Raw genomic sequence first — 25567 nt, 5'->3', positions numbered from 1 at the left:
GACCTCGCTGGGTTTCAGTTCTTATGAGTCGCTCGGTGTTGTGAACGCCTTTCCTGAAACAGGTCCATCATCTTCAGGCCCGCGTAAACCGTTTGTGCCGCCGCCGGGCCCAGGGGGCCGCCGTTCCATTCCAGGCCGTAGGCATCGAACAGTCGGTAGCGATCGGTTTCGCTGCAGATCGCTTCGGCGATCACCCGTGCACCAATCGGCGCGGTGTTCATACCATGGCCACCAAATGATGTACATGTCCACAAGCCCTGCCCGAGGGGGCCGATGTGCGGCATTTTGTGCCGCGCATAGCCCATCAGCCCGGACCAGGCTTTGTCGATCTTGATGCCGCGCAATTGCGGATACACGTCGAGGATGTCTTGGGTCAGCAGCTGGCCCAGGCGCTTTTCATCCTGCAGGTTGCGGGTGGTAATGCGACCGCCCCACAGCAGCCGGTCGCCCTCGACGATGCGGTAATAGTCCGAGGCCCGGCGGTTATCGCCCACGGCCTCGGTGGTACACACCGCCTCTGCCAGGCGATCACCCAGAGGCTCGGTCAGCACCGCATAGGTTGCGATGGGCAGGAAGGCGCGGCGCAGCTTGCCGAACTCAGGCCCGCCGTAGCCGCCGCAGCAATACACCACATGGGCGCAATCGACGCTGCCCTGGTCGGTGATCACCCGGTGTCGCCCGTTGCGGCTCTCGACGCGGGTCATGGGCGAGCGCTCATGGATTCTGCCACCGCTGTGTTCGATCAGTTGGGCCAGGCCCAGGCAATAGTTCAACGGGTGGAAGTGAAAGCCGTGGTTGTCGCGCAGTGCCTGAAAATAGCGCTCGGTCTTGAGCTTTTCACGCACCGCCTGGCGGTCCAGGTAGTCGAGGTGAAAGTCGAAATCCGCCGCCATTTTGTCGCGCATGCGTTGCAGGTTATCGCCGTCTTCGTAGCGCACCACGCTCAGCTTTCCGGGGGTGGGCGTGCAGCCGGGGAATTGATGGTGGGCGATCATGCCCCGCACGATGTCGACCCCTTCAAGGGACAGCTTGAACAGCGCGGCAGCCGTGGGTTTACCGCAGCGCCGCTCGATGGAGGACAAGCCTTCGGACCAGCCTTGCAGCACGAACCCGCCGTTACGCCCCGACGCGCCCCAGGCCACACGGCCGGCGTCCAGCAGCACCACGGACTGCCCCCGCGAGACCAGTTCCCACGCCGCGCTGAGCCCCGCCAGCCCGGCGCCGATCACACAGACATCGGCCTGGGCATTGCGGCACAGCGCCGCGCGTTCGGTGGTGTCGCGCATCGTGGCGGTGTAGTAATTGTTGTTGTAGGTGTACATGAAGTCCGTCGTCCTTTTTTTGCGGCGCAGGCGTACAGCGCGCCGCGTCGAGGACGGGCGCCTGTAGGGCCTGTGGGGTTTTTATTGCACCTGGGTGAGGTCGGCGCCGTACCATTTTTCAGACAGTTGCTTGAGCGTGCCGTCGGTTTTCATCTCGGCGACGATCTTGGTCAGCGCGCTGTTGAAGGCTTCATCGCCCTTGTCCACGGCGATGGCCAGGGGTTCGTAGTAGGCCGGTTTGCCTTCCACCCGGACGATGGGGTAGCCATTCTTGACGGCCGCGACGATGGTGGGCAGGGCGGACAGGGTTGCATTCAGCCGCACCCCGTTACCCATGCGCAGGTCATCCAGCGGGCCCATGCTGTCGCCGTAGGTGCGAACCTCGCCGGGTGTGACGTCGTAAGTGAACGGCGGCACATCGGCGGCGTCGATCTTCAGGCGACGGTTGATGTAGTCCTCGGAAGTGGTACCGGCTTCGACGCCGATGATCTTGCCGTTCAGGTCCGCCAGCTTGGTCCCGGCTGCGTCCTTGTGCACCGCGAATACATACGGCGTGTAGTAGTAGATGGCGGGAAAGTCGAGCACGCGGGTGCGCTCGGTGGTGGGCGTCATGGAGCCCACCGACAAGTCCCAGCGGCTCGACCAGCGGCCCGCGGTGATGATCCCGTACTCGGGCGTCACGAAGTCGACTTTGCTGCCCAGGCGTTTGGCGATCTCGCTGGCGACATCGATATCAAACCCTTGCAGTTTGTTGTCCGGCCCGAGGAACGATTGCGGTGGCCAGTTGGCAGAGGTGGCCACTTTGATCACCTTGGTTTCATGGATACGGTCGAGGGTCGAGCCCGCCCAGGCTGCGCCTGTAAGGCCGGCGAGGGCGGTGGCGACAGTGGCTGCTGCGACTAAGCGAGTGAGCGAGATCATGGGTAAGCCTCCAGATATCGTGAGTACGGTTTTTTGTTGTTTTGGTCGATGTCCGACGGTGCTTCTCAGTGGCTGAGAATCTGCGACAGGAATTCCCGGGCACGTTCGTGCTGGGGGTTGTCAAAAAACTCGGTGGGCTTGGCCTGCTCGATGATGCAGCCCTGGTCCATGAAAATGATCCGGTCGGCAACCCGTCGGGCGAAGCCCATCTCGTGGGTGACGCAGACCATGGTGATACCGTCCTGGGCCAGTTCGCCCATCACGTCCAACACCTCCTTGACCATCTCGGGGTCGAGGGCGGAGGTGGGTTCGTCGAACAGCATGATGCGCGGGCGCATGCACAGGGCGCGGGCAATGGCCACGCGCTGCTGCTGGCCGCCCGAGAGCTGGCTGGGGTATTTGTCGGCCTGGTTGCCGATACGCACCCGGTCCAGGTATTCATGGGCCAGCTCGCGGGCCTGCAGCTCGCTGAGTTTGCTCACCAGGCGAGGGCCCACCATGAGGTTCTCCAGCACGGTCATGTGCGGGAACAGGTTGAACTGCTGGAACACCATGCCCACCTGGCGTCGTATGCCGGCCACGCAGGCGGCATCGCGGGTCAACTCGGTGCCTTCGATAAATACGTGGCCTTTCTGGAAGTCTTCCAGCAGGTTCAGGCAGCGAATCAACGTGGACTTGCCGGAACCCGACGGGCCGCACACCACCACGATTTCACCGCTGGCAATGTGCAGGTCGATCCCCTTGAGCACATAAAAATCGCCATACCATTTGTGCATGTCCTGGATCGAAATCGCGGGATACGGGGCAGGGGCTACTGAGGGCTGATTCATCGTCATGCTCCTGGTTCAGCGATGGGCGCGGTTGAAGTGTTTTTCCAGGCGGGCCTGGACGGTTTCCAGCACGATCGACAGCAGCCAATACAGCACGGCCGCGGTGATGAGCATTTCCAGGTGCCGGAATTCGGCGCGTCCCTGGGTTCGCGCCAGGAACATCAACTCCCAGACCCCGATCACCGACACCAGCGAACTGTCCTTGAGCATCGAGATGAACTGGTTGCCGGTTGGCGGAATGATCAGGCGCATGGACTGCGGAAGAATCACCCGGGTCATGGTCTGGAAAGGATTCAGGCCAATCGCCCGCGAGGCTTCCCACTGGCCCCGTGAAATGCTGCTGATGCCCGCACGGAAGATCTCCGTCATGTAGGCGCCATAACACAGCGAGAGCGCCAGGATGCCGGCCGGAACAGCGCCGACCACATAACCGAGCTGAGGGATGCCCAGGTAAATCAGATAGATCTGGATCAGCAGCGGAACACCGCGGAAAAACGAGGTGTAGAAGCTGGCAATCGCAATCGCGAAACCGTTGGACGACAAGCGGGCGGTGGCGCCCAGCAAGGCCAGGACGAATGCGATCGCAATGGAGATCGCCGATACATAGACGGTAGTGAAAACCCCTTGGGTGATCATGAAACCGATCTTGGTCGCGATGAAACTGTAGGAGAGGTTGAAGGTGTCGAAGAACAGTAGGAACAGCACCAGCAACTCGCACCACACCGTGATGATCTGTGCGCGCAAGGGAAAGCGGCCGAGGATGAAGAGGTTCAGCACCACCGTTATGGTGAACGTGCCGCCCACTGCAATGTCGCGCGCCAGTGGTGCCTTCAGGTCGAGAACGATGGGGCCCATCAAATGGGAAAGGCGGCCGTCACCCACCCCGCAGGCCAGCGTGATGATGAAGATCACGACGGCGATTGCGCCCATGAAGGCGGCGCTGTCAGTCATGCGGGTCTTGACGATATGGTCTTTGTACATGGCTTACGCGCCCCGGGGTGAGCCCCTTTATTGTTGTCGGTTCATTATGGGTTGGCGAAATGCCGGGCGGCACCCTGCGCAATGTTGGGAAATGCAGTTGTTTTCGGCATATGAGGGGAGGTGACCCCTACAACTGCTGGAGTGCCTGGAACTCAGAAGACAGCTGCTTGACAGTCACCCTACCAACTAGTAGGTTTGGTTTCGCGATGTGCCACCTTCCGGCTCCACAGCCTGTGGTGCTGATTCGTTCCTGTCTTGAGAGAGCTACCCATGACTCATCCCATTTCATCCCTTGGCGCGATCCATACGCTGATCAGTTTGGTCCCTGTTGTTGCGGGCCTCTACAGCTTCGCCCGCTATCTGAAAATCGACACGCTGACACGCTCCGGCAAGGTCTACCTGGCCGGATTGACACTGGCGGTTATCACTTCTTTTGGGGTCTCAAGCACGGGCGGTTTGAACCCTGGGCATGCGTTCGGCCTCGTGATCCTGCTTGCGGCTTTTGGCGGCGTGTTTGTGCGGCGGGTGACCTTCCTGGGCAGGCTTCGCCCGTACCTGTCGACCTTCGGGCTGTCGTTCAGTTTTTTCCTGTCGCTGGTGCCCGGCGTCAACGAAACCCTGACCCGGCTACCGGTCGCCCACCCGCTGGCCGACGGCCCTGGCTCGCCAGCCGTGCTGGGCACGTTGCTGGTTTTTCTCGCTCTGTTCGCTATCGGTTTTGCCGCGCAGTGCTGGCGGATTTATGCGCGAAACAGCGAAATGGCACGTGCATAGAAATTGATGGACCACGTCGTTGACGGGCTGCTGACCAACCAGTAGGTTTGATTTTCATGAGCCCGTTTTGCGGTGTTCCAATTGCTATTTGTTGATGGATTCGTGTCATGAGTGAACAACTTTCCCCCAAGGCCGCCGAAATTGTGGCACACGCCCGATTGCTGCTTGCCGCGGGTGGCTACAACAGTTTCAGCTACGCCGATATTTCGCAACGGGTCGGCATCAGCAAGGCGAGTATCCATCACCACTTTCCAAGCAAGGCCGAACTGGTGCGTAACGTCGTCATTCGCTATCGGGAAGAAGCACGGGAAGGCATGGCCCACCTGGCACAACAGCTCGGCGATCCGCTGGCAGAGATCAATGCCTATGTCGATTATTGGTCCAGCTGCATTCTCGACGGCACGTCTTCATTCTGTATTTGCGCGATGCTGGCAGCCGAGCTTCCGATGATCCCCAGTGAGATCGCAGACGAGGTTCGCGGGCACTTTGAGGACCTGACCACCTGGCTGACCTCCGTTATCGAGAAGGGGCAGGCCACCCGGCAGTTTCACGTTGCGGGCGAGCCGGCTGTCGAAGCGATGGCCTTGATGGCGACGGTGCATGGGGCCATGTTGGCCGCCCGTGCATTCGGTGCCCCCGAGACGTTCAGGACGATTGTTCAGCCGACGATCCAGCGGTTGATCCGGGTGCACTGAGCCGGGCAACCTCACCACAGGGGGAGCATTCCTGGGAAGAATAGCTCCTATGCTTTCAGCCTCTCTACTACCGCACCCTGTAAACAGCAATGCTGGTCTGGCGATTAAATCCGGGCGGTCAACCGCCCCCATGCCAGGAACCGAACATGACTCTTCAAGCAAAACTCGATGCCTTCAAAGCGGACTTCGTCGCCGGCAAACCACCCTATAACGCGCCACCCCAGGTGCACGTTGTGATGAAGCGCGCCACCGACGAATTGATCGCCACCGGCCAGGCCGAACGCGCGCTGAAGGTCGGCGACAAAGCCCCGGCCTTCAAGCTCAACGACCCGGACGGCAACCCGGTTTCCTCGGTGGACTTGTTGGCCAAGGGCCCGCTGGTCATCACCTTCTATCGTGGCGTTTGGTGCCCGTACTGCAACATGGAGCTGCAAGCCCTGGAACAAGCCTTGCCGGCGTTTCGCGAGTTGGGGGCAAGCCTGGTGGCGATTTCTCCGCAGAACAATGTGAACAGCCGCAAGTCGGTGCGCGAGAACAAGCTGAGCTTCCCGATTCTGTCCGACACCCTGAGCGACGTGGCCGATGCCTTCGGCCTGCGTTTCAAATTGCCCGACTATCTGGTGGACCTGTACAAGTCGTTCGGCAACGACCTGCCGGCCTTCAACAACAATCCGGATTGGGTGTTGCCCATGCCGGCGCGTTTCGTGATCGGCCAGGACGGCGTGATCACTTACGCCGAGGTCAACCCGGACTACACCCGCCGCCCGGACCCTGCCGAGTTGCTTCCCGCGCTGCAGGGTTAACGCTTTTCCATCAACTGCTCGACAAAGCCGACAAACGCCCGGGCCTTGGCGCTTGCCATGCGCCCGGTGGGGAAGATCGCCCACAGGTCCAGCTCCGGCAGCGCCCAGTCTCCCAGCACCGCTACCACCTCGCCACTCGCCAGCTCAGGGGTGAACATCCATTCTGACGAGACGGTGAGGCTGTAGCCCGACAACACCGCCGTGCGCACACCCTCGGCCGCGCTCACCCGTATACGGCCGGCGAGGGTGGCGGGTTGCTCGGTGCCGTCTTTCTTGAAGGCCCATGAAGTGCCCCCGCCGCCCAGCGTATAGATCACGGCCTCGTGATCGGCCAGGTCGGCGGGGGATTGGGGCATGCCGCAGCGTTGGAAATATGCCGGCGTGGCCATCACCAACCGCCGGCACTGGCTGATTTTTCTCGCCGTCAGATTCGAATCACTGAGGTCGCCCATGCGCAAGGCGACGTCGATCCCTTCTTCAATCAGGTTCATCGAACGGTCGTCCAGGCGCACGTCGACCTCCAGCAGCGGGTGCTGCTCCAGGAACGCGCCAAGGTGTGGAAGAACGTGCAGGCGGGCGAAGGTGGTCGCCGCCGAAATCCGCAGGGTGCCGGTCAGCCCGGCCGCCGATCCGCGTGCGGCGAGCTCGGCTTCATCTGCGCCTTCGATGACCTTTTTGGCGTGCTCGAAAAACAGCGTGCCGGCCTCGGTGGGCGTCAACCCGCGGGTCGAGCGGATCAGCAGGCGCACGCCCAGATGGTCTTCAAGCTGTGCGATGGTTTTTGAAATGGCGGGTTGCCCGACGTCCAGGCGCCTGGCCGCCGCAGAAAACGAACCGGTCTCTACCACGTAGACATAGGTTTCCATCGCCGCCAGCCGATCCATCCTGTTGTTCCCCGCCATGCTTCGTTGCGGGCAGTCTGCCGGGATTGCCGGGGCCGCGCCAGTGCGTCAGGGTTTGCGATAGGCCCTGTAGTCATTCTGCAAGACGATATGGTCGGCCACGTACTTCGCATCGTGCCAAACCCCGTAGATGAACGAAGACGCTCGGTTCACCAGGTTGGGCAAACCCAGGAAGTAAATCCCGCTCTGGGCCGAGATCCCTCGCTTGTGGAAAGGCTCGCCTTTCTCGTCAAACGCATTCACCTTCAGCCAGCTGAAATCGAAGCTGAAACCGGTGGCCCACAGAATGGTGGTCACGCCGGCTTCGGCCAGGTCCAGGCTCAGGATCGGGTTCACCAGGCACTGCGGGTCAGGCAGCAGTTCCCACGCGTCAGGCTCAAACTCAAATGGCAGGCCGTTCTGCTCGATATAGGTGTCGGCATCCCGCAGCACATCAAAGTAGGCACGGTCACCTTCTGCCACGTTGGCCGCCAGGCCGGGTTCAAACTCCATCACGCCGTCTTCCCACGCGCGGGTGACGCCCACCAGTGTGATGCCCAGGTGCGCCAGGCGGCGGAAGTCGACGGTCTTGCCGCCTTCATAGCCACTGACGGCAAACGCCACGTGCTTCTTCTTCGGCTGGATTTTGACCTCGTCCCACAAACCCAGGGCGCCCAGCCACCAGCAGTAGTCGCGGCCACGATACGAGCGAGGAGGGCGATAGTGTTCGCCCACCGAGAGGTACACCGTCTTGCCGGCCTTTTGCAGTTCCTCGGCTATTTGCGAGCCGGATGCACCGGCGCCCACGACCAGTACCGCCCCTTCGGCGAGCTGGCCAGGGTTCTTGTACGCAGAGGAATGAAGCTGTTGCACCTGGGCGTGTTCGGGCACCAGGTTCGGGATCGACGGCCGTTGAAACGGCCCGGTCGCGGCAACCACATTGTCAGCCTCGATCACCCCGGCCGACGTGGTCACCTTGAACCCGGGCCGACCCACGTGGCGCTCCACTTGCTGGACTTCAACCCCGGTGCGCACCGGCGCCTTGAGCATGTTCACATAGTCTTCGAAATACGCCGCCATGCGCTCTTTCGGCGGGAAGCTCTCGGGGGAAATGCCCTCGAATTTCATCCCCGGAAAACGGTCGTGCCAGGCCGGGCCATTGGCGACCAGGGAATCCCAGCGCTCCGACCGCCAGCGCTCGGCGATGCGGCTGCGCTCCAGCACGATGTGCGGCACGCCCATGAGTGACAGATGCTCGCTCATGGCGACTCCCGCCTGGCCTGCGCCGACCACCAGGGTGTTGATTGTTTCAACTGACATGTGAGCTTCCTAAAGATAAGCGACCATCGACAGGGGCCAGTGTGATCAAGCGCCGGCCAGCCGGAAATTCTGCTTTTTGAACGTAGAGGTTAGGCAAAACCAAAGCCCTTCAATCGGCCTCCAGCAGCTCGGCCACCGCCGTCAGGGCCAGGCGATAACCCAGCGCGCCGAGTCCCGCGATCACGCCGGTGGCGGCTTTGGATACATAGGAGTGATGCCGGAAAGCCTCGCGCTTCCAGATGTTGCTCATGTGGGCTTCGATGATCGGGCCGTCGAACGCCAGCAGCGCATCGAGGATCGGCACCGAGCTGTAGGTCAGGCCGGCGGCGTTGATGATCACCGCGTGGGCGTTGAGCCGGGCTTCCTGAATCCAGTCCACCAGCACGCCTTCGTGGTTGCTCTGGCGAAACTCCAGGGTCAGGCCCAGCTCCGTGGCGTGGCGCTGGCAGCGGGTTTCGATGCTGGCGAAACTCTCGCTGCCGTAGGTGCCGTTCTTGTCCAGCCCGTACAGGTTGGCGTTGGGGCCGTTGAGGAAATACACGGTGCGGGGCATGAGAACCTCCAGGTCTTCAGATTTGCTGGCCAGGGTTCCAGTCATCCGGGACCACGGCGATCACGTCGATTTCCATCAGCCACTCCGGCTGCCCCAGCCCCGAAATCACCAGGCCGGTGGAGATCGGGAACACGCCCTTGAGCCATTTGCCAACCTCCTGGTACACCGGCTCGCGATAGCGCGGGTCGATCAGGTAGGTGGTGGTTTTCACGATGTGCGACAGGTCGGAACCGGCTTCTTCCAGCAGTTGCTTGACGTTTTTCATCGCCTGCTCGGCTTGGGCCCGCGGGTCGCCGAGGCCGACCAGGTTGCCCGCGAAATCGGTGCCGATCTGGCCACGCACATAAATGGTGTTGCCGGCACGCACGGCCTGGCACAGGTCGTTGTCCAGCGCCTGGTTGGGGTAAGTCTGCTTGGTGTTGAACATGCGAATACGGGTATGGGTGGGCATTGCTGGCAACTCTTGGGGAGCGGAATAAATCCAGCTTCACATTCAGCCCGTGCACGCGAAACCAGCATTTGCGCGAGGTAATGCTTAGGCAAAACCGAAGCGCCATACCCCGGCGTCAGCGTCAGGCCAAAACAGCATCCGGCATGAACCATGCAACGTCACCGTCAAGGCCGTCGACGCCCGTTTGGCGTCAGCTTATTGATGATGTGGAGGCGTGATGCTCAGTCGTATTACCCAGCGCCAACTGGAATATTTCGTGGCTTCCGGTGAGGCAGGCAGCATCAGTGCCGCGTCTGAACGCATTCATGTGTCGTCGCCGTCGATCTCGGCGGCGATCACCCATATGGAGGCCGAGCTGGGCATCCAGCTGTTTGTGCGGCACCACGCCCAGGGCATTTCCCTCACGGCGGTTGGGCGCCAGGTGATGCAAGAGGCCAAGCTGATCCTGGAGCAGATGACCAACCTCTACACCATCGCCTCCGAGTCGCTGAACAGCGTGCGCGGCCCGCTGCGGGTGGGGTGCCTGGAGTGGCTGGCACCGATGATCACCCCCGAGCTGGTGTTTGGTTTTGGCCGGGCGTTTCCGGGTGTGCGCCTCACGCAAGTGGAGGGCAACCACGAGGAAATGCTGGAAAAACTGCGCAGCGCCGAGATCGATATCGCCCTGACCTACGACCTGGTCACCAGTGACGACATCGACTTCCAGCCGCTGGCGCAACTGCCGCCGTATGTGATGGTGGGTGAGTACCACCCGCTGGCAAGCCTGTCGGCGGTGAGCATGCTCGACCTTGAGGATTACCCCGTGGTGCTGCTGGACACGCCGTGGAGCCGGGAATATTTCCTCAGCTTCTTTATGCAGGCCGGCACCACCCCGAACATCATCATGCGTTCCAGCAACCTTGAAACCGTGCGCTCGATGGTCGCCAATGGCATCGGTTATTCGTTCGCGAATGCCCGGCCCAAGGCCAACCTTTCCCAGGACGGCAAGCGCTTGATCCGCCTGCGCTTGTCCGGCCCGCACCGGCCCATGCAACTGGGCTATGCCACGGCGAGCAACACCCAATTGTCTCGCGTGGTGTCGGCGTTTGCCGAGCGTTGCCGCATGTTTGTTTCAGACCAGTACATCCCGGGCATGGCGGCTCCGAGCTTTTTTGATGCCCATGCGGTGCGCACAGTCCTGTAGGAGCTGGCTTGCCTGCGATGCGGGCACCTGGGTCTTGCAGATACACCGAGGCGATGCCATCGCAGGCAAGCCAGCTCCTACAGAGGGTTGTGTTCGCATTGCACCAAAAGATGGCGCTGGCTGCATTGCGCACGCGGTGTCGCACCAATACGAGACAGGCTGTTTTAACAGCCCGGTCGTCACCCAGGGAACGGTGACGCTGCGTAGGTTCTCCCTACCCAATAGGCCGGCTTTTACGAATTGACCCCAAGTGCCTCCTCCCACGACTCTCAGTCCATCGGTGCAGATCAGGGTTCGACCTTCACGTTGAGCATTCGGTGGGCATTTTCATTTTTTTGTCGAGCACAGTGACGATGACTTTCAACTGGAATTACATGTTTGGTTTGCTGGCCGATGCCGAGTTCTGGCGGGCGACATGGACGGTCATCCAGCTCAGTTCATTGACATGGGTGTTGAGTATCGCGCTGGGGTTCCTGCTGGCCCTGGCCAAGCAATCCAAACATGCGCTGATCAGCCTGCCGGCGCGCGGCTATATCTGGTTGTTCCGCAGCCTGCCGCTGCTGGTGCTGCTGATCTTCATCTACAACCTGCCGCAAGCGATTCCCGCCACGTCAGTGATTCTGGCGGACCCGTTCTGGGCCGGCCTGCTGGCCCTGGTGATCTGCGAAACCGCCTATGTGGCGGAGATTCACCGAGGCGGTTTGCTGTCGATTCCCAAAGGGCAGGGCGAAGCCGCCCGGGCGCTGGGGCTGAGGTTTTTCGGGATCCAGTGGCGGGTGGTGATTCCCCAGGCATTGCGGGTGGCGCTGCCGTCGCTGGCCAACGAATACATCTCCATCGTCAAGCTCACCTCATTGGTGTCGGTGATCTCGCTCACCGAGATCCTGATGGTCGGCCAGCGCCTGTATTCGCAGAACTTCCTGGTGATCGAGACGATGGCGGCGGTGGCGTTCTTCTACGTGTTCATCGTCACGGTGTTCGACTTCCTGTTGAAACGGCTGGAGCGTTTTCTCGACGTCAACCAGCGCAACGTTTCCCGGGTGCCCGATGCGCAAGTGCTGGCACTGGCGACTCAACAACGTGTCGCCTTGCTACGTCCTGCCAGCACCGACGGCCCGGCGCTGCAAGCCAGCCGGCTGCACAAGGCCTACAACGATGTGGAGGTGCTGGGCTCGGTCAACCTGCAGATCCAGCCCGGTGAAGTGGTGTCGGTGATCGGGCCTTCGGGCTCCGGCAAAACCACCCTGATTCGCCTGCTCAACGGCCTTGAGCAACTGGATAACGGCGAGATCAAAATCAACGGCCAACCCTTCATTCACCTGAACAAAGTCGGTGCGCAAAAGCCGCAGTACGTGGAGCACGCCGAGCATCGTCTGAACATCGGCATGGTGTTCCAGAGCTTCAACCTGTTCCCGCATCTGAGCGTGCTCGACAACCTGCTGATGGCGCCGAAGTACCACGGCCTCGGCAGCGTCGAAGAGCTGAAGCAGCAGGCCTACGCGCTGCTGCACAAGGTCGGGATGCTCGACCACGCCTGGAAGTATCCGCACCAGCTTTCCGGTGGCCAGCAGCAGCGCGTGGCCATTGCCCGCGCCCTGATGATGCGCCCGCAAATCATGCTGTTCGACGAGCCTACCTCGGCCCTCGACCCGGAAAAAGTCAACGAAGTCCTGCAGGTCATCGAAGCCCTGGCCCAGGAGGGCATCACCATGGTGATCGTCACCCATGAGATGAATTTCGCGTTCAAGGTCTCCGACCGGATCGTGTTCATGGAGAAGGGCCGGGTGGTGTGCGATGACACGCCGCACGCATTGCGCAGCGGTGAAAACCCACGTGTGGAGGCGTTCCTCAAGGACGTCTCGCTGGCGTGACCCCCTTAACGTTCGAGCGACAAGAGAGCAACAACATGATCGAGCAAGCGCAAATTGAACAGTTTCACCGGGACGGTTTTCTGGTGGTGCAAGACGTGCTGTCGCCTGAAGAAGTGGCCGCGTTGCAGCATGACTTCGACCAGTGGGTAGAAGACAGCCGCAGTCACGACCAGGGCTTTGGTGAAACGGTGGATGGCCGTGCGCGGTTCGACCTGGAAGGCGACCATCGCCCGGATCATCCTTCGTTGCGCCGGGTAAGTTCGCCCACCGAAATTTCGCCGGCGTACCAGCGCGTGGCGCTGCAATCGCGGATGGCGGCGATCTCCGCGCAACTGATCGGGGGCGGCGGCGCGCGCTTTCATCACAGCAAGATCAACTCGAAATTGCCCCACACCGCCACGCAGGTGAAGTGGCACCAGGACTTTCTGTTCACGCCCCACAGCAACGACGACATCGTCACGGCCTTGCTGATGGTCAGCGAAGTCACGCCGCAAAATGGCCCGCTGAATGTGATCCCCGGCAGCCACAAAGGGCCGCTGTGGTCCCACTGGCACGAGCAGCGTTTCACCGGCTCGGTGGAAGACACGGTGGTTGACGACCTGTGCCGCAACCCGGTGGCCTGTTATGGCCCGGCCGGTTCCGTGTGCTTCATGCACACCCGTCTTTTGCATGCTTCAAGCCCTAACGAGACCGAACTGCCGCGCACCCTGTTCATCAGCGTCTACGCCGCTGAAGACGCGCTGCCATTCGGCGAAAACCCGCTGCCCAGTGCACACGCCGGCCTGATGGTGGCCGGTGAAGAAAGTGGCCTGGTGCGTTCCACGGAAAACCACCTGCGCTTGCCGCAGAAGCCCCGTGGCGCCTCTTTCTTTGTGCAACAGGCCGGCCAGGACTCAGTCACTGCCTAACCTTCTTCTCACCTTGCAGGGAATTACCATGACAGCGTTTCACATGATTGCTCGCCCAATTGCCGTGTGCCTGCTGGGCGCTGCGGTTGCAATGACGTCGTTGGCGGCTGCGGCTTTCCAGAAAGACGGGAAAATTGTCGCCGGTTCCGACGTGACCTTCTTCCCCTATGAATACATGGACAACAACAAGCCCGCCGGCTTCGATATCGAGTTCATGGACGGCCTGGCCAAGACCATGGGCCGCACCGTCGAAACCCTCGACACGCGCTTCCCCAACCTGATCACCGGCTTGCAGGCCGGGCGCTTCGACGTGACCAACTCGTCGATGTACATCACCGCTGAGCGCGTCAAAGTCATCGACATGATTCCCTACCTCAAAAGCGGTGAATCGATCCTCACCCTCAAGGGCAGCGACTTCCAGCCCAAGACCCCGGAAGAGTTCTGCGGCCACAAGATCGGCTCCATGGGCGCCACGTCCTGGCTGGCGCAGATGCACAAACTGTCGGATGAGTACTGCGTGAAGAAAGGCCTGAAGCCGATCGCGATCAGCGAGTACAGCACCGACCCGCAAACCACCCAGGCGTTGCTGGCCCATGCGGTTGAAGCACAGATCACCGACGCCGCGGTGGCCCGTGGTGCGGTGGAAAAACTTGGCGGGCGCGTGGTGATTTCTTCCGAGACCCTGATCTACCCGGTGCTGAACGGTTTTGGCGTGAAGAAAGGCAATGACGAGGTCAAAAATGCCTTGATCGAAGGCATCAAGAAATTCAGCGCAACCCCTGAATACGCGGCCTTGCTCAAGAAATACAACTTCCAGGCGCCCACCGATGCCGACATCGCCGAGCTGATGCCGAAGTCCTGATCACAAGAGTGCTCACTTAAAAGTACGCACCGAACCTGTGGCGAGGGAGCTTGTGGAGAGGGAGCTTGCGGTGAAGGGGCTTGCTGTGGCGAGGGAGCTTGCTCCCGCTGGGCCGCGAAGCGGCCCCCTCGCGTTATCCAAGCGAATGGGACTGCTGCGCAGTCCAGCGGGAGCAAGCTCCCTCGCCACAGCAAGCTCCCTCACCACAATAAACCCCTCGCCATCTAATCGCCCTGCGGAGAAAGCAATATGGCGTTATCACTTGAAGAGCAAACCCGCATCGACCTGGCCGCCACCTTCCGCATCGTTGCGCACCTGGGCATGCACGAGGCAGTGGCCAACCATTTCAGCGCGGCGGTGTCGGCCGACGGCAAACAGTTTCTGCTCAACCCGAAGTGGAAGCACTTCTCGCGCATCCGCGCCAGTGACCTGCTGCTGTTGAACGCCGACGACGCCTGCGGCGCCGATCACCCGGACGTGGACGCCACCGCCTGGTCGATCCACGGGCAGATCCACCGGTTGTTGCCACAAACCCGCGCCGTGCTGCACCTGCACCCGGTGTACACCACGGCCGTCGCCTGCCTGGCCAGGCCGCATGTCCCGCCGATCGACCAGAACACCGCGCGCTATTTCAATCGCGTGGCGGTGGATGAACTGTACGGCGGCATGGCCGACACCGAGGCCGAGGGCGAGCGCCTGGCCGGGTTGCTGGACGGCAAGAGCCGCTTGCTGATGGGCAACCATGGGGTGATGGTCACGGCCACCTCCATCGGCGAGGCATTCGACGATATCTGGACCCTGGAGCGCGCCTGCCAGATACTCGTCACGGCGTGGTCCACCGGCCAACCGCTGCGGGTGCTGTCTGACGAGGTGGCGGAAAAAACTGCACGGGGCTGGGAAGGCATCACGGATTTCTCGCAACGGCATTTTGAAGAAATGAAGCAACTGATGATTGACGCGGACCCTTCGTTGCTCGATTGACTTGACCCCTCAGAGGCAGGATTCCCCATGACCTTTTCGGTTGTCGCCCGCTGTGCCGAAACCGGCCAGCTGGGTATCGCTATCAGCTCGTCGAGCATTGCCGTGGGCGCCCGTTGCCCCTGGTTGCGCCCGGGCGTGGGTGCGGTGGCGTCGCAGAACATCACCTTGCCGGCGCTCGGCCCGCAAGCCCTGGACCTGCTGGCTGAAGGCATGGCACCCGGTGATGCACTGGCTGCGGTGCTGACCCCGCAAAGCCACAGTGAGTATCGCCAGGTGACCGCCATTGACAGTGCCGGCAAAACCGCGCATTTCAGCGGCGTACACACCCTGGGCATTCATCATGCGGTCAGCGGTGAGCAGTGCGTGGCCGCGGGAAATATGCTGGCCAATACCGGCGTGATCGAGGCCATGGTGCGCGCCTTTGAAGACGCGCCAGGGCACCTCGCCGACCGACTGCTCGCCGCCATGCAGGCGGGTGTGGCCGGGGGCGGCGAGGCGGGGCCGGTGCATTCGGCCGCGCTGGTGGTGGTCGGCGATCACCTGTGGCCCATCGTCAACCTGCGGGTGGACTGGGCCGACGCAGACCCGATCGGCGCACTCGAGCAACTCTGGCAGGCCTATCGCGGGCAAATGCAGGACTACATCGACCGCGCCATCAACCCGCAAAACGCCCCGGGTTACGGCGTGCCGGGGGATGTGCGATGAACCGCAGCCGCGAGCTGCTGGCGCAACTGGTCAGCTTCGACACCACCAGCCGCGAATCCAACCTGGCACTGATCGACTTCGTGCGCAACTACCTGCAGCACCACGGCGTGAGCTGCGAGTTGTTGTTCAACGAGCAAAAGAGCAAGGCCAATCTGTTGGCGACCATCGGCCCGGCGGACGTGCCGGGCATCGTGCTGTCGGGCCACACCGACGTGGTGCCCGTGGACGGCCAGCGCTGGAGCGTTGCGCCGTTCGAGCTGACCGAGAAGGACGGCAAGTTGTACGGCCGTGGCACCGCCGACATGAAAGGCTACATCGCCTGTGTGCTGGCCAGCGTGCCGGCGCTGGTACAGGCACCGCTGCGCATGCCGGTGCATATCGCGCTGTCTTACGATGAAGAGGTGGGCTGCCTGGGCGTGCGTTCGCTGATCGAAGCCTTCCACGCCAACCCGGTCAAACCGTTGCTGTGCGTGATCGGCGAACCCACCGAACTCAAGCCGGTGCTGGGCCACAAGGGCAAGTTGGCGATGCGCTGCGAGGTGCACGGCGCGGCGTGCCATTCGGCGTATGCGCCGTCGGGGGTGAACGCCATCGAATATGCTGCGCAATTGATCATCGAACTGGGCCGGCTCGGTGAAGAACTCAAGGCGCCGCAACACCACGACCGGAGTTTTGATCCGCCGTTTTCCACGGTGCAGACCGGCATGATTGCGGGTGGCAAGGCGCTGAATATCGTGCCGCAGCACTGCAGTTTCGATTTTGAAGTGCGCTCGCTGCCGGCGCAGGATCCCTGGCAGGTCGCGGACCGGCTGCGCGGTTATGCCGAGCACACTTTATTGCCCGCGATGCAGGCCGTGAGTGCGCAGTGCGCGATTCACTTCAGCGAGCTGTCGAGTTACCCGGGGTTGTCGACCGCGGCGCAAAGCCAGGCGGCCGAGTGGGTCGCCGGTTTCTGTGGCTCCCGGGAATACGGCACGGTGGCGTTCGGCAGCGAAGGCGGGTTGTTTGATCAGGCGGGGATTCCCACCGTGGTATGCGGACCGGGCAGCATGGACCAGGGGCACAAGCCTGATGAATTCATCAGCGTTGCGCAGCTTGAGGCCTGTGACCGGATGCTGGAGCAGGTGCTGGCGTTTGTGAGCCAGTCATCTGACTCACCCCACCTGCCCAGCAAACACTAACCCTGTGGCGAGGGAGCTTGCTCCCGCTGGAGTGCGCAGCGCTCCCAGGATTTTGGGGCTGCTACGCACCCCAGCGGGAGCAAGCTCCCTCGCCACAGAGGGTTACCGTTCTGCCACCGCTGCTGAGTGCTTTTGCCCCATTTTCGCGCACACCTCGCAGATTGTTCAGCGATGCCCCGTCTGATCTGCGGCCTTTGCCCGGCGGTCCGTTTCTTGCTTGAGCCAGCTTAATCAATGACATGGCATTTTGCCGTCAGTCATTTCAAAGCTTGATTCGCCGCTCAGGCGAGTGGTTCTAGGAGTAGTCGGACATGCAAAGCCTCTTGTCGCCGGGAATCCGCCTGCTCGGACGTTTCGGATTTGCGCGCAAGTTCCAGATCCTGTTTTTTCTGTTCATGCTGCCCCTGGCGGGCAGCTTGTGGATGATCGCGCAGGAGTACCGCACCAAGCTGACGGTCATTTCAAACGAGCAATCCGGCGTGCGCGAACTGCTGGCCCTGGATGCCCTGGACGCCCAGCTCACTGCCCAGCGCAACCTGGCAGCGCGCTGGAAAGCTGCCGACATCCTCCACGATCAGACACCCGCCGCCAAAGCCGCGATGACCGCAGTGGACAGCAATTTCCCGCTGATCCTGCAAAGCGTGCAGGCCCTGGGCGAGGCCCTGAAAGCCCAGAACGCCAGCGCAGACACCGTTGCGCGCTTCGAAGCGTTGCAGGCCTCGGTCACTGGCATGGACTCCCAGGCCCTGCGTACCGTGGGCTGGTGGCCGGACGGTTACGACCGCTTCACCTCTGCCCTGAGCGCGATGCAAACCCTGCGGGAACAGATCACCATGGACGCCGGTTTGATCCTCGACCCGTGGCTTGAAACCTACCTGTTGATGCAGATCTCCACCCAGCAGACCCCCGACCTGATCGAACGCATCGGGCGCATGGCAAGCGTCGGCCAGTCCTCCATCGCGTCGGGCCAGTTCACCCTGCAAAGCCGTTTGCAGATGCGCGACCTGCGCGGGCGCATCGGCGATGCCCGGGACCAGTTGGTCAAGGCCGCTGCATCGCTGAAGGCCAAACAATACCCGGGGCTGCAACCCTGGATCGCGCAATACGACGACAGCCTGCAACGCCTGGACAGCGAGCTCAAAGCCCTGGACGACGGCGTGTTCGGCGGCACCATCAAGCTCGACACCAGCGCCTTCGAACGCAGTGTGGATGGCATGCTCGGCACCCTGGGGGCGCTGCGTAACCAGTCGCTGACCTCGCTGGATGCGCGTCTTAGTTACTACCGCGACAGCTCCCTCAAGCAATTCATCCCGGTGGCGGTGACGTTCAGCGTGTTGGCGTTGGCGGCCCTGTACCTGTTCGTGTGCCTGCAGGCGTCGATCCGCCGCAGTGCCAGCGGCATCACCACCCTGGCCGAATCCTTGCGTGACGGCAATTTGTGCGTGGAGGTGGCGGTGGAAGGGCGCGACGAACTGGCGGCGATCAGCACTGCGCTCAACGTGGCCGTGGTGCAATTGCGCGCAAGCCTGTTGGGCGTCAACCACGAGACGCAGCAGTTGGGCTCTGCGGTGCTGACGCTGAATTCGCAATCGGGCAGCACGCTGACCGAAGTGGAAGACCAGCAACAGCAAATCAGCCAGATCGCCGCGGCCGCCACGCAGTTGGCTGCCACCTCCATGGGCGTCGCCAGAAGCTGCGAGCAGGCTTCCGGCAGCGCGCAGAAAACCCGGCAGATCGCCGAGGACAGCAGCCGCGACAGCCAGCGCACCACCGCCAGTATTCAACAGCTCAACCAGCGCTTGAGCGACACCTCCGACGCACTGGAGCGGGTCAGCCAGCAGGGCCAGCAGATCCAGTCGGTGGTCGACACCATTCGCGGGATTGCCGAGCAGACTAACTTGCTGGCGCTTAACGCTGCCATCGAGGCCGCACGGGCTGGCGAGCAGGGCCGGGGTTTTGCGGTGGTGGCCGATGAAGTGCGCAGCCTGTCACAACGCACCCAGGCCTCCACGGCGCAGATCGCCGGGACGGTGGACAGCCTGCGCTCGACAGTGAGCCAGGCAGTCACGCTGATGGGCGCGGCCTGTGAGCAGGCGGTGACCGACGCCGAGTCCGTCACCGGCCTGGGCCATCGCTTGGGCGAGATCGCCAGCGCAGTGCAGAGTGTCACCGACACCCTGGCGCAGATTGCCACGGCGGTGGAGGAGCAAGCGGCAACGGCGGACGAGGTAAGCGGCAATATCCAGCAGGTGGACCAGGCCGCAGGGCGCTTGCTGGATGGCGCGCGGGCGGTGAACCAGGCCGCAGACACCTTGAGCAAAGGCAGCCGCGCGTTGAGTGACAACACCGCGCGGTTTCGGTTGGGTTGATGGGGCAGGAGGTCGGGGATACCCGACCCAGGCCGACCCTGGCTAGTTTTTCTTCTTGAGAAGCTTGTTGATGTAGTACTTGAGGCTTAGACGGTCTTTTGGCCGGGGTTTGTAGTGGGTTTTGTTTCTTTGTGCCGGGTCGATCGCCCCGGCCGAGGCAGTGTAGTAATACAGCGCTATGGATTTGCGCGTGATGTGTTCCGGCGTGGTCAACGGTTCTGGGTGTCCGTGATTGCTGTCTTTGTCTGTATTGAAAATGACACAACGGTTGTACACGGGTAGCACTTTCTTGAGGCAGGTTTTCATCCCGGCATCCCAAAGCTCCAGGTTGCCGCCATAGGCCTCCTGCCAGTTTTCATTCAGGTAAATGATGATATTCAGCCTGCGCTCAATATTGAGTTTCTTGTTGAGCCTGAAGTCGGAGTGCACGCCCAGATAGCCGCCGCTTTTTGTTTCATGCAGCCCGCCACCGGTGAAGTAGGGGTCGGGTATCAAGCCGTCGATGCCCGTGAGATGTTCCAGAAACTGCAACATGGGCGCCGAGTTGAAAGCGTTGAACACCGATTTTAAATAGGGATCACATTCGTTCGGGCTGATTTGACGTTTGCGCTGGCCTTTATAGCCGCGCTCATACAGCGTTTCGTTATGGGTTGGCTCAACGGGGAAGTGCGAGCAAATGCTCGCGATCAGCTCGTCCTGCAGGAAATCATCGATGACGATGTGCGCAAACGGCGTGGCCTGCACATACAGACTGCTCAATGACGTACCTAGCTCGCTGGCCGCCTTCTGATCGAAGTCGAGCGCTGGAGAAAGGGTCATGGGTAGCGTTTGGGTGATAGGTGCCATTACCGCTCCGATTCTGAAAATAAAGCGCTGTGAAGGCCTTCGATCACGCTCGGACTGGCCCCGGTTGCGTGTTGCCGAAGCCTAGGCACCAAGGGCGTCCTTGTTAAGGCGCCTGAGGATGTTGTTATACATCCTGGTTCGCCTGTGGGTCGCGCCATAGCCACCCGCCGCCGAAACGGTCCCGGCCTGGATATGATCCAGGTAACTGAAGATTTTGCGCGGCGGCAGCATTTCAACGCTGTAGCCGAGTGCAGTCATGCGATCTTGAAGTGTATAGCCGGGCACGCGGTCATCCATTGAAAAGTGCAGGCCATGTTGTTTGATCAGCTTGCAATTCCATAAGGTGCAAAAGCTCTTCAGGTAGAGTTCCCGGTAGGGCTTGGGTTCTCTTGAACGTAGCCCCAGGGCAATTTTCAGGCGTCGGAAATAATGCTTGAACAGGCGCGAGCTGAAACGCCAGAACGTTCTGGTGGGGCCGCGATTGAGTTGCTCTACACAACCCACTGCCGCGACGTCTGGATAGTTGATGCACTTGTTCAGCATCATCGGAAAAACGTTCTTGTCGAAAATGAAGGTGTCCGTGTGAATCAGCAATAAGTAATCAGTGTCAACGCGCTCCAGCACCTTATCCAGTGCTTTGCCATGGGCGATATGGCCCGGCTCGGGCTCGGAAGTGGTCCGCTCGATCAAGTTGATCCAGTCAAGTGTTCGCAAATACTCGGTGCTTTCATCGCCTGAATAGTTGTCGACCACCCAGACAGGCGTGCGGCGGGGGTCAATATGCTGGTGCAATAGCTCCAGGCAGATCTTGGTGATTTCAGGCGTTTTATAATTGACAAGCACTATGCTGAATGGCATTGGGAGTTCGCTGGGTATATCGGATTCACTCATCATTCACGTACTCAGAGTGGGTGTGTATGAGGGTAAAAAATCCTTGTTCTTAGTTGTCCTTGAGTTTCATTTTTAACAAAGCAATTGGCGTGAAAATGACGTGTGGCTATGTATGTAATTGTTGCTGATTGTGTCGCGCCTGACATATTTAGATACTCAATTAACAACTGTGGAACGGGCTGCGTTATTTAGGCCCGCTTTATAAATAAGTGAATGTGAAATAAGTATGAAAATGCAGTGGATAAAATCTTGGTTTTTATGCGGGCTGTAGGGCAACCGTATAATGGATAGATGTTCTATCATGAGCATCTGTTCATAAGCGGTGATGCGATGCCATGAAAGACCTGCCACCCACCTCGACATTGCGTGCCTTTGAAGTTGCGACGCGGCACGCCACCTTTACCTCGGCCTCGCAAGAGCTGCATGTCACCCAAAGTGCCGTCAGCCATCAGCTCAAGCATCTCGAAGCACTCTGGGGATTGCAGCTGTTCCAGCGGGGCAAGTCCCTCAGCCTGACGCCTGCCGGGGCGGCCCTGGCGCCGATCGTGCGCGAGTTCTTCATGAACCTTGAGACCACACTCGCAGACCTGCGAGAGCAGAAGGGCCGGGTTCGGCTCAAGGTCAGCACCACTTATTCCTTCGCGCTGAAATGGCTGCTGCCACGGTTGCCGAGCCTGGCCCAGCGGCATCCTGAAATACTGGTCACGCTGGATTCCAGCGACAAAGCCATCAACTTCTCAAGTGCGGAGGCGGATGTGGCGATTCGCTTCGGCAATGGCAATTACCCGGCCCTGTACTCGGAGTTTCTCTTCCGGGAGCAGATTTTCCCGGTGGCCAGTCCTGACTTGTTAAACCGTTTTGGCATGCCGCGCACGCCCGCGGAACTGCTGCGCTATCCCTTGTTGACGCGGGACGGCGCGGACCTGGTGCCGAAATGGGAAGTCTGGTTCCAGCACGTCGGGCTGGGGATTTCGCCGCTCAAGGAGAGCGTCAGGTTTGCGGATACCAACATGACGATCGAGGCCGCATTGCTCGGCCAGGGCATTGCGTTGGCGCGCAGTGGGCATGTGGAATCGGAGCTCCGGGACGGCAGCCTGGTCAAGTTGTTCGATGTGCCGTTTCCGTCGCCGGTGGCCTATTACTTTGTCTGCCCCAAGGGCATCGAGTCCCGGCCACACATCGTCAGCTTTCGTGAATGGCTGATGCAGGAGGCGGTGAACGCCGGGTTGGCGTACGAATGAAGCATGAGGAAATGCTCATTGTTGAATGAGGAGACTTTGTTACATTTAACGCGCCACTTTGCTTAAGATCGGCGCATGCCTTATCACATCATTCTCCTGGTTCTCTTCGCTGCCTTACTGCATGCCAGTTGGAACGCGCTGCTGCGTGGCGGCGCCGACCGGCTCTGGTCGATGACGGTCATGTGCCTGGCGGTGGCCATCGCCAGCGCCGCAGTTGCGGTGTTCCTGGAGCCGCCGGCGCCGGCCAGCTGGTTTTATGTGGTGCTGTCGGCGGTGCTGCACGTTGGCTATAACCTGTTCCTGGTGCGCAGCTACAAGGTGGGCGACCTGGGGCAAACCTATCCGATTTCACGTGGCTCCTCGCCGGTGCTGATCACCCTTGGGGCCGCGGTGTTTGCCGGGGAGAGCGTTTCCGCCAGCTCACTGCTGGGCATTGCGCTGGTGTCGGGCGGCATCATTTCCCTGGCGTTCAGGGGCCGCCGGCTGGCCGTTCCCAGCCTGCCTTACGCCTTGGGCACCGGGTGTTTCATTGCCGCTTACAGCGTGACGGATGGGATTGGCGCACGCCTGTCGGGTGCCCCGATGGCCTACACCGTGTGGATGTGCGCCTTGTGGGGCGTGTTGATGCCGGCGGTGTATATCGGCCTGCGCGGGCCGAAAAGTCTGTTCAGCCTGCGGCCCGGGTTTTTCACGGCCTTCGCCGGTGGGCTGGTGTCGCTCCTGGCCTACGGAATCATCATCTACGCCATGGCCGGCGCGCCCATGGGCGCGGTGTCGGCACTGCGTGAAACCAGCGTGTTGTTTGCGGCGCTGATCGGTTATTTCTTCCTGGGCGAGACATTGACGGTTCGAAAGGTACTGGCGTGCGTGGTGATTGCCACCGGCACCTTCCTTATCGGCTGAGGCCAGGTAACGCTTTCCCCACCACATGAAGGTTCGCTCAATGGATACCGTCTCGCAGGCACCGCTGATTCTGATAACGGGTGGAAGTCGTGGCGTAGGTGCCGCCACCGCGCGGCTGGCCGCCGCACAAGGTTATGACGTGGCGATCAGCTTCGTTTCCGATGAGGCTGCTGCCCTCGGGGTGGTGGCGGATGTCGAGGCGGTGGGGCGCCGGGGGTTGGCCGTGCGCGCCGACAGCGCCGACCCGCAGCAGGTCATTCAACTGTTCGCCGCGATCGACCGGGCATTCGGCCGCATCGATGTGCTGGTCAACAACGCCGGGATCAACGCCTTGCAGTCCCGGGTAGAGGACCTGGCGTTCGAGCGGATGCAGCGGATTTTTGCGGTGAACGCCATCGGGCCGATGCTGTGTGCCCAACAAGCGGTGAAGCGTATGTCGTTCCGTCACGAGGGGCGCGGCGGCTCGGTGATCAATCTTTCGTCGGCCTCGGCCCGGCTCGGAAGCCCCAATGAATACGTCGACTACGCGGCGTCGAAGGGTGCGCTTGAGACCTTTACCATCGGGTTTGCCAAGGAAGTCGCCCGGGAGGGAATACGCGTCAACTGTATTCGTCCCGGGCATATCTACACCGATATTCACGCCAGCGGCGGGGAGCCGGGGCGGGTTGACCGCGTGAAGGATTCGATCCCCATGGGCCGGGGCGGTCAGCCCGAAGAAGTGGCGCGGGCGATCCTGTGGCTGGCCGGCGCCGAGGCATCCTTCATCACGGGCACCTTCCTGGATGTCACCGGCGGCAAGTGATCAGCGCACCACCTCCAGGGCGGTGATTTCGTACACGTCATGGTCGGCACCGGACGTTGACTCCAGTGTAATGGCGAGGCCCAGGTCTTCTACAAAGGCCTGGGATGTGCGGATTTCGCCCTGGACACACGCAAGCTTGATGGCATCCCCCGGCAGCGAGGCGAATACCTGGCGGGCAGGCATGCGTTCGCCCACGGTGCATTCCAGTTGAGTCTTGAAGGGCTCGTCGCCGGGCTTGGCCGGCACATGCTTCATGAGCAGGCGTGCACTGAGGGTCTGGCCCGGGCTCCAGCTTTGGGGTGCCTTGAATTCCATTTCACTGGTTTGCAGCACGCTGTCATCGCCGAGGCCGATCATTTTCGCCTTCAGCTGGATCAGGTCGGCCTTGGTCACCCGTTCGACCCGGAAGCTGCTGTAGTTCTCTGTTTTGTTCAGCAGGCCATTCTCGACCTTGTACTCCACCGACTTCGAGTCCCGCTTGGTGGCTCCCACCGGTTGTGTCGTGTAGGTGTAGGTCAACGATTTGAATTTTGGCGCCAGCAGGGGCGAGTCGAGTTTCTTCAGCAGTTCCTGCGGCACGGGGACATCGCCAATCGCTATCTCCAGGCGAGTTTGCGGGTACTCGGCCGGCGGGATGTCCGGGCGCAATTGCACCAGCAGCGCAGCGTCGACGGCGCCTTGCACCGAGCAGCTCAGGCGGGTTTGTGCGCCTTCCGGTTCCAGCAGCAATACGCGCTCTACCCGCGACTTGCCAGGGGCGCTGCCCGGCATCGGCTCGATGCTCACCCAGTTGTCGCGAAACCGCAGTTCACTGCGCACGTAAGCCGTGTCGATTTTCTTCAGAAGGGCGGGTTTTTCAAGCAGCGGGCCGAGGCGTTTGGCTACGTCGTCCGGACTGCCATCGACCATGAAACCCCAGTAGAAGTAGTAGCCCACGTTGCCGAGGTCGGTGCTCTCGTCGAAATAGGACAGCAGTTTCATCCCGGCGACAGGGGGCAGGTTACGCAGGGCCACCGTGTTACCGGAACGGCTGGCACGGTTGGCTACGGTAATCCACGCAGTATCCTTGTCCTGCTGCAGCGGCGCATAGGCTTTCCACGCATCGCTGTGGGCCTTGAGGCTTGAGAAGAAGCTGGCGTCACACCGGCTGAAGGCCTTGAGGGTGTCGTCCAGTGCGGCATCGCCTGCATGGGCAATTGACGGAAGCAGCAGGGCAGAGGCGAGAAGGGGCAGCAATTTCATCGGGCAAGATTTCCGTATCGTTTGGCTGGGCGTGCGGTCACGCGGCAGCCA

25 protein-coding genes are annotated in these 25567 nt (G+C 61.2%); 14 read left to right on the top strand and 11 right to left on the bottom strand.

Annotation, left to right across the window (positions count from 1 at the left end; translation table 11 throughout):
• Window positions 1–14: 14 nt before the first annotated feature.
• From HX875_RS06215 to HX875_RS06200, 4 genes are all read right to left on the bottom strand, one after another.
• The gene (locus tag HX875_RS06215) at window positions 15–1322 is read right to left on the bottom strand and encodes an NAD(P)/FAD-dependent oxidoreductase (RefSeq protein WP_177042471.1); all 1308 of its coding nucleotides are present in this window, start codon (window positions 1320–1322) and stop codon (window positions 15–17) included.
• An 81-nt stretch (window positions 1323–1403) separates the two neighbouring features.
• On the bottom strand, window positions 1404–2243 hold the full coding sequence (locus HX875_RS06210; protein WP_177042470.1) for a transporter substrate-binding domain-containing protein: 840 nt from the start codon (window positions 2241–2243) through the stop codon (window positions 1404–1406).
• 65 nt (window positions 2244–2308) lie between these two features.
• Window positions 2309–3073: an amino acid ABC transporter ATP-binding protein gene (locus HX875_RS06205; RefSeq protein WP_177042469.1), complete on the bottom strand. Its 765-nt coding sequence runs from the start codon at window positions 3071–3073 to the stop codon at window positions 2309–2311.
• Window positions 3074–3088: 15 nt separating this feature from the next.
• The gene (locus HX875_RS06200; RefSeq protein ID WP_177042468.1) at window positions 3089–4054 is read right to left on the bottom strand and encodes an amino acid ABC transporter permease; all 966 of its coding nucleotides are present in this window, start codon (window positions 4052–4054) and stop codon (window positions 3089–3091) included.
• 270 nt (window positions 4055–4324) lie between these two features.
• On the opposite strand from HX875_RS06200, the gene HX875_RS06195 reads away from it, so the two are divergent.
• The 3 genes from HX875_RS06195 to HX875_RS06185 all read left to right on the top strand — a co-directional run bounded on the left by HX875_RS06195 (window position 4325) and on the right by HX875_RS06185 (window position 6326).
• Complete coding sequence (locus HX875_RS06195) at window positions 4325–4828, top strand: hypothetical protein (protein WP_177042467.1); 504 nt, start codon at window positions 4325–4327, stop codon at window positions 4826–4828.
• 107 nt (window positions 4829–4935) lie between these two features.
• On the top strand, window positions 4936–5523 hold the full coding sequence (locus HX875_RS06190; RefSeq protein ID WP_177042466.1) for a TetR/AcrR family transcriptional regulator: 588 nt from the start codon (window positions 4936–4938) through the stop codon (window positions 5521–5523).
• A 146-nt stretch (window positions 5524–5669) separates the two neighbouring features.
• A complete protein-coding gene (locus HX875_RS06185; protein ID WP_177042465.1) occupies window positions 5670–6326 on the top strand; it encodes a peroxiredoxin-like family protein in 657 nt (218 codons plus the stop codon).
• Here HX875_RS06185 and HX875_RS06180 read toward each other — a convergent pair.
• From HX875_RS06180 to HX875_RS06165, 4 genes are all read right to left on the bottom strand, one after another.
• Window positions 6323–7210: a LysR family transcriptional regulator gene (locus HX875_RS06180; protein ID WP_177042464.1), complete on the bottom strand. Its 888-nt coding sequence runs from the start codon at window positions 7208–7210 to the stop codon at window positions 6323–6325. The genes HX875_RS06185 and HX875_RS06180 overlap by 4 nt on opposite strands.
• Window positions 7211–7276: 66 nt before the next feature.
• Window positions 7277–8527, bottom strand: a complete 1251-nt coding sequence (locus HX875_RS06175; protein WP_177042463.1) for a flavin-containing monooxygenase — start codon at window positions 8525–8527, stop codon at window positions 7277–7279.
• 109 nt (window positions 8528–8636) lie between these two features.
• Window positions 8637–9080, bottom strand: coding sequence for a type II 3-dehydroquinate dehydratase (locus HX875_RS06170; RefSeq protein WP_177042462.1), 444 nt, complete (start codon window positions 9078–9080; stop codon window positions 8637–8639).
• A 16-nt stretch (window positions 9081–9096) separates the two neighbouring features.
• A complete protein-coding gene (locus tag HX875_RS06165) occupies window positions 9097–9531 on the bottom strand; it encodes a RidA family protein (protein WP_177042461.1) in 435 nt (144 codons plus the stop codon).
• Between the two features lie 217 nt (window positions 9532–9748).
• On the opposite strand from HX875_RS06165, the gene HX875_RS06160 reads away from it, so the two are divergent.
• From HX875_RS06160 to HX875_RS06125, 8 genes are all read left to right on the top strand, one after another.
• A complete protein-coding gene (locus HX875_RS06160; protein WP_177042460.1) occupies window positions 9749–10714 on the top strand; it encodes a LysR family transcriptional regulator in 966 nt (321 codons plus the stop codon).
• A gap of 353 nt (window positions 10715–11067) precedes the next feature.
• Window positions 11068–12585, top strand: coding sequence for an amino acid ABC transporter permease/ATP-binding protein (locus HX875_RS06155; RefSeq protein ID WP_177042459.1), 1518 nt, complete (start codon window positions 11068–11070; stop codon window positions 12583–12585).
• 35 nt (window positions 12586–12620) lie between these two features.
• Complete coding sequence (locus HX875_RS06150) at window positions 12621–13493, top strand: phytanoyl-CoA dioxygenase family protein (protein WP_177042458.1); 873 nt, start codon at window positions 12621–12623, stop codon at window positions 13491–13493.
• Window positions 13494–13521: 28 nt separating this feature from the next.
• Window positions 13522–14355 (top strand): ABC transporter substrate-binding protein, encoded by an 834-nt coding sequence (locus HX875_RS06145; RefSeq protein ID WP_177042457.1) that lies wholly within the window; start codon window positions 13522–13524, stop codon window positions 14353–14355.
• Between the two features lie 249 nt (window positions 14356–14604).
• Window positions 14605–15336 carry a class II aldolase and adducin N-terminal domain-containing protein gene (locus tag HX875_RS06140; protein ID WP_177042456.1) on the top strand — a complete coding sequence of 244 codons (732 nt, stop codon included), beginning with the start codon at window positions 14605–14607 and terminating at the stop codon, window positions 15334–15336.
• A 27-nt stretch (window positions 15337–15363) separates the two neighbouring features.
• A complete protein-coding gene (locus HX875_RS06135; RefSeq protein ID WP_177042455.1) occupies window positions 15364–16041 on the top strand; it encodes a DUF1028 domain-containing protein in 678 nt (225 codons plus the stop codon).
• Window positions 16038–17222, top strand: coding sequence for an acetylornithine deacetylase (gene argE / locus HX875_RS06130; protein WP_177042454.1), 1185 nt, complete (start codon window positions 16038–16040; stop codon window positions 17220–17222). The genes HX875_RS06135 and argE overlap by 4 nt, the downstream gene beginning before the upstream one ends.
• A 311-nt stretch (window positions 17223–17533) precedes the next feature.
• Window positions 17534–19591, top strand: a complete 2058-nt coding sequence (locus tag HX875_RS06125; protein ID WP_177042453.1) for a methyl-accepting chemotaxis protein — start codon at window positions 17534–17536, stop codon at window positions 19589–19591.
• Window positions 19592–19633: 42 nt separating this feature from the next.
• Here the strand turns inward: HX875_RS06125 and HX875_RS06120 are convergent, their stop codons facing one another.
• Both HX875_RS06120 and HX875_RS06115 read right to left on the bottom strand, forming a co-directional pair.
• Window positions 19634–20437 carry a 2OG-Fe(II) oxygenase gene (locus tag HX875_RS06120; RefSeq protein ID WP_177042452.1) on the bottom strand — a complete coding sequence of 268 codons (804 nt, stop codon included), beginning with the start codon at window positions 20435–20437 and terminating at the stop codon, window positions 19634–19636.
• Window positions 20438–20518: 81 nt separating this feature from the next.
• Window positions 20519–21328 (bottom strand): glycosyltransferase, encoded by an 810-nt coding sequence (locus tag HX875_RS06115; RefSeq protein WP_177042718.1) that lies wholly within the window; start codon window positions 21326–21328, stop codon window positions 20519–20521.
• 335 nt (window positions 21329–21663) lie between these two features.
• Between HX875_RS06115 and gcvA the strand changes: the two genes are divergently transcribed.
• The 3 genes from gcvA to HX875_RS06100 all read left to right on the top strand — a co-directional run bounded on the left by gcvA (window position 21664) and on the right by HX875_RS06100 (window position 24274).
• On the top strand, window positions 21664–22569 hold the full coding sequence (gene gcvA / locus HX875_RS06110; RefSeq protein ID WP_177042451.1) for a transcriptional regulator GcvA: 906 nt from the start codon (window positions 21664–21666) through the stop codon (window positions 22567–22569).
• Between the two features lie 75 nt (window positions 22570–22644).
• Window positions 22645–23472: a DMT family transporter gene (locus HX875_RS06105; RefSeq protein WP_177042450.1), complete on the top strand. Its 828-nt coding sequence runs from the start codon at window positions 22645–22647 to the stop codon at window positions 23470–23472.
• 40 nt (window positions 23473–23512) lie between these two features.
• On the top strand, window positions 23513–24274 hold the full coding sequence (locus HX875_RS06100; protein WP_177042449.1) for an SDR family oxidoreductase: 762 nt from the start codon (window positions 23513–23515) through the stop codon (window positions 24272–24274).
• Here the strand turns inward: HX875_RS06100 and HX875_RS06095 are convergent, their stop codons facing one another.
• Window positions 24275–25516 (bottom strand): hypothetical protein, encoded by a 1242-nt coding sequence (locus HX875_RS06095; protein WP_177042448.1) that lies wholly within the window; start codon window positions 25514–25516, stop codon window positions 24275–24277.
• Window positions 25517–25567 lie beyond the last annotated feature (51 nt).

It is taken from the genome of Pseudomonas yamanorum, assembly GCF_013386765.1.
GTDB lineage: Bacteria > Pseudomonadota > Gammaproteobacteria > Pseudomonadales > Pseudomonadaceae > Aquipseudomonas > Aquipseudomonas yamanorum_A.
Note: the sequence above shows the minus strand (reverse complement) of the source record. Positions and strands in the feature narration are given on the sequence as shown.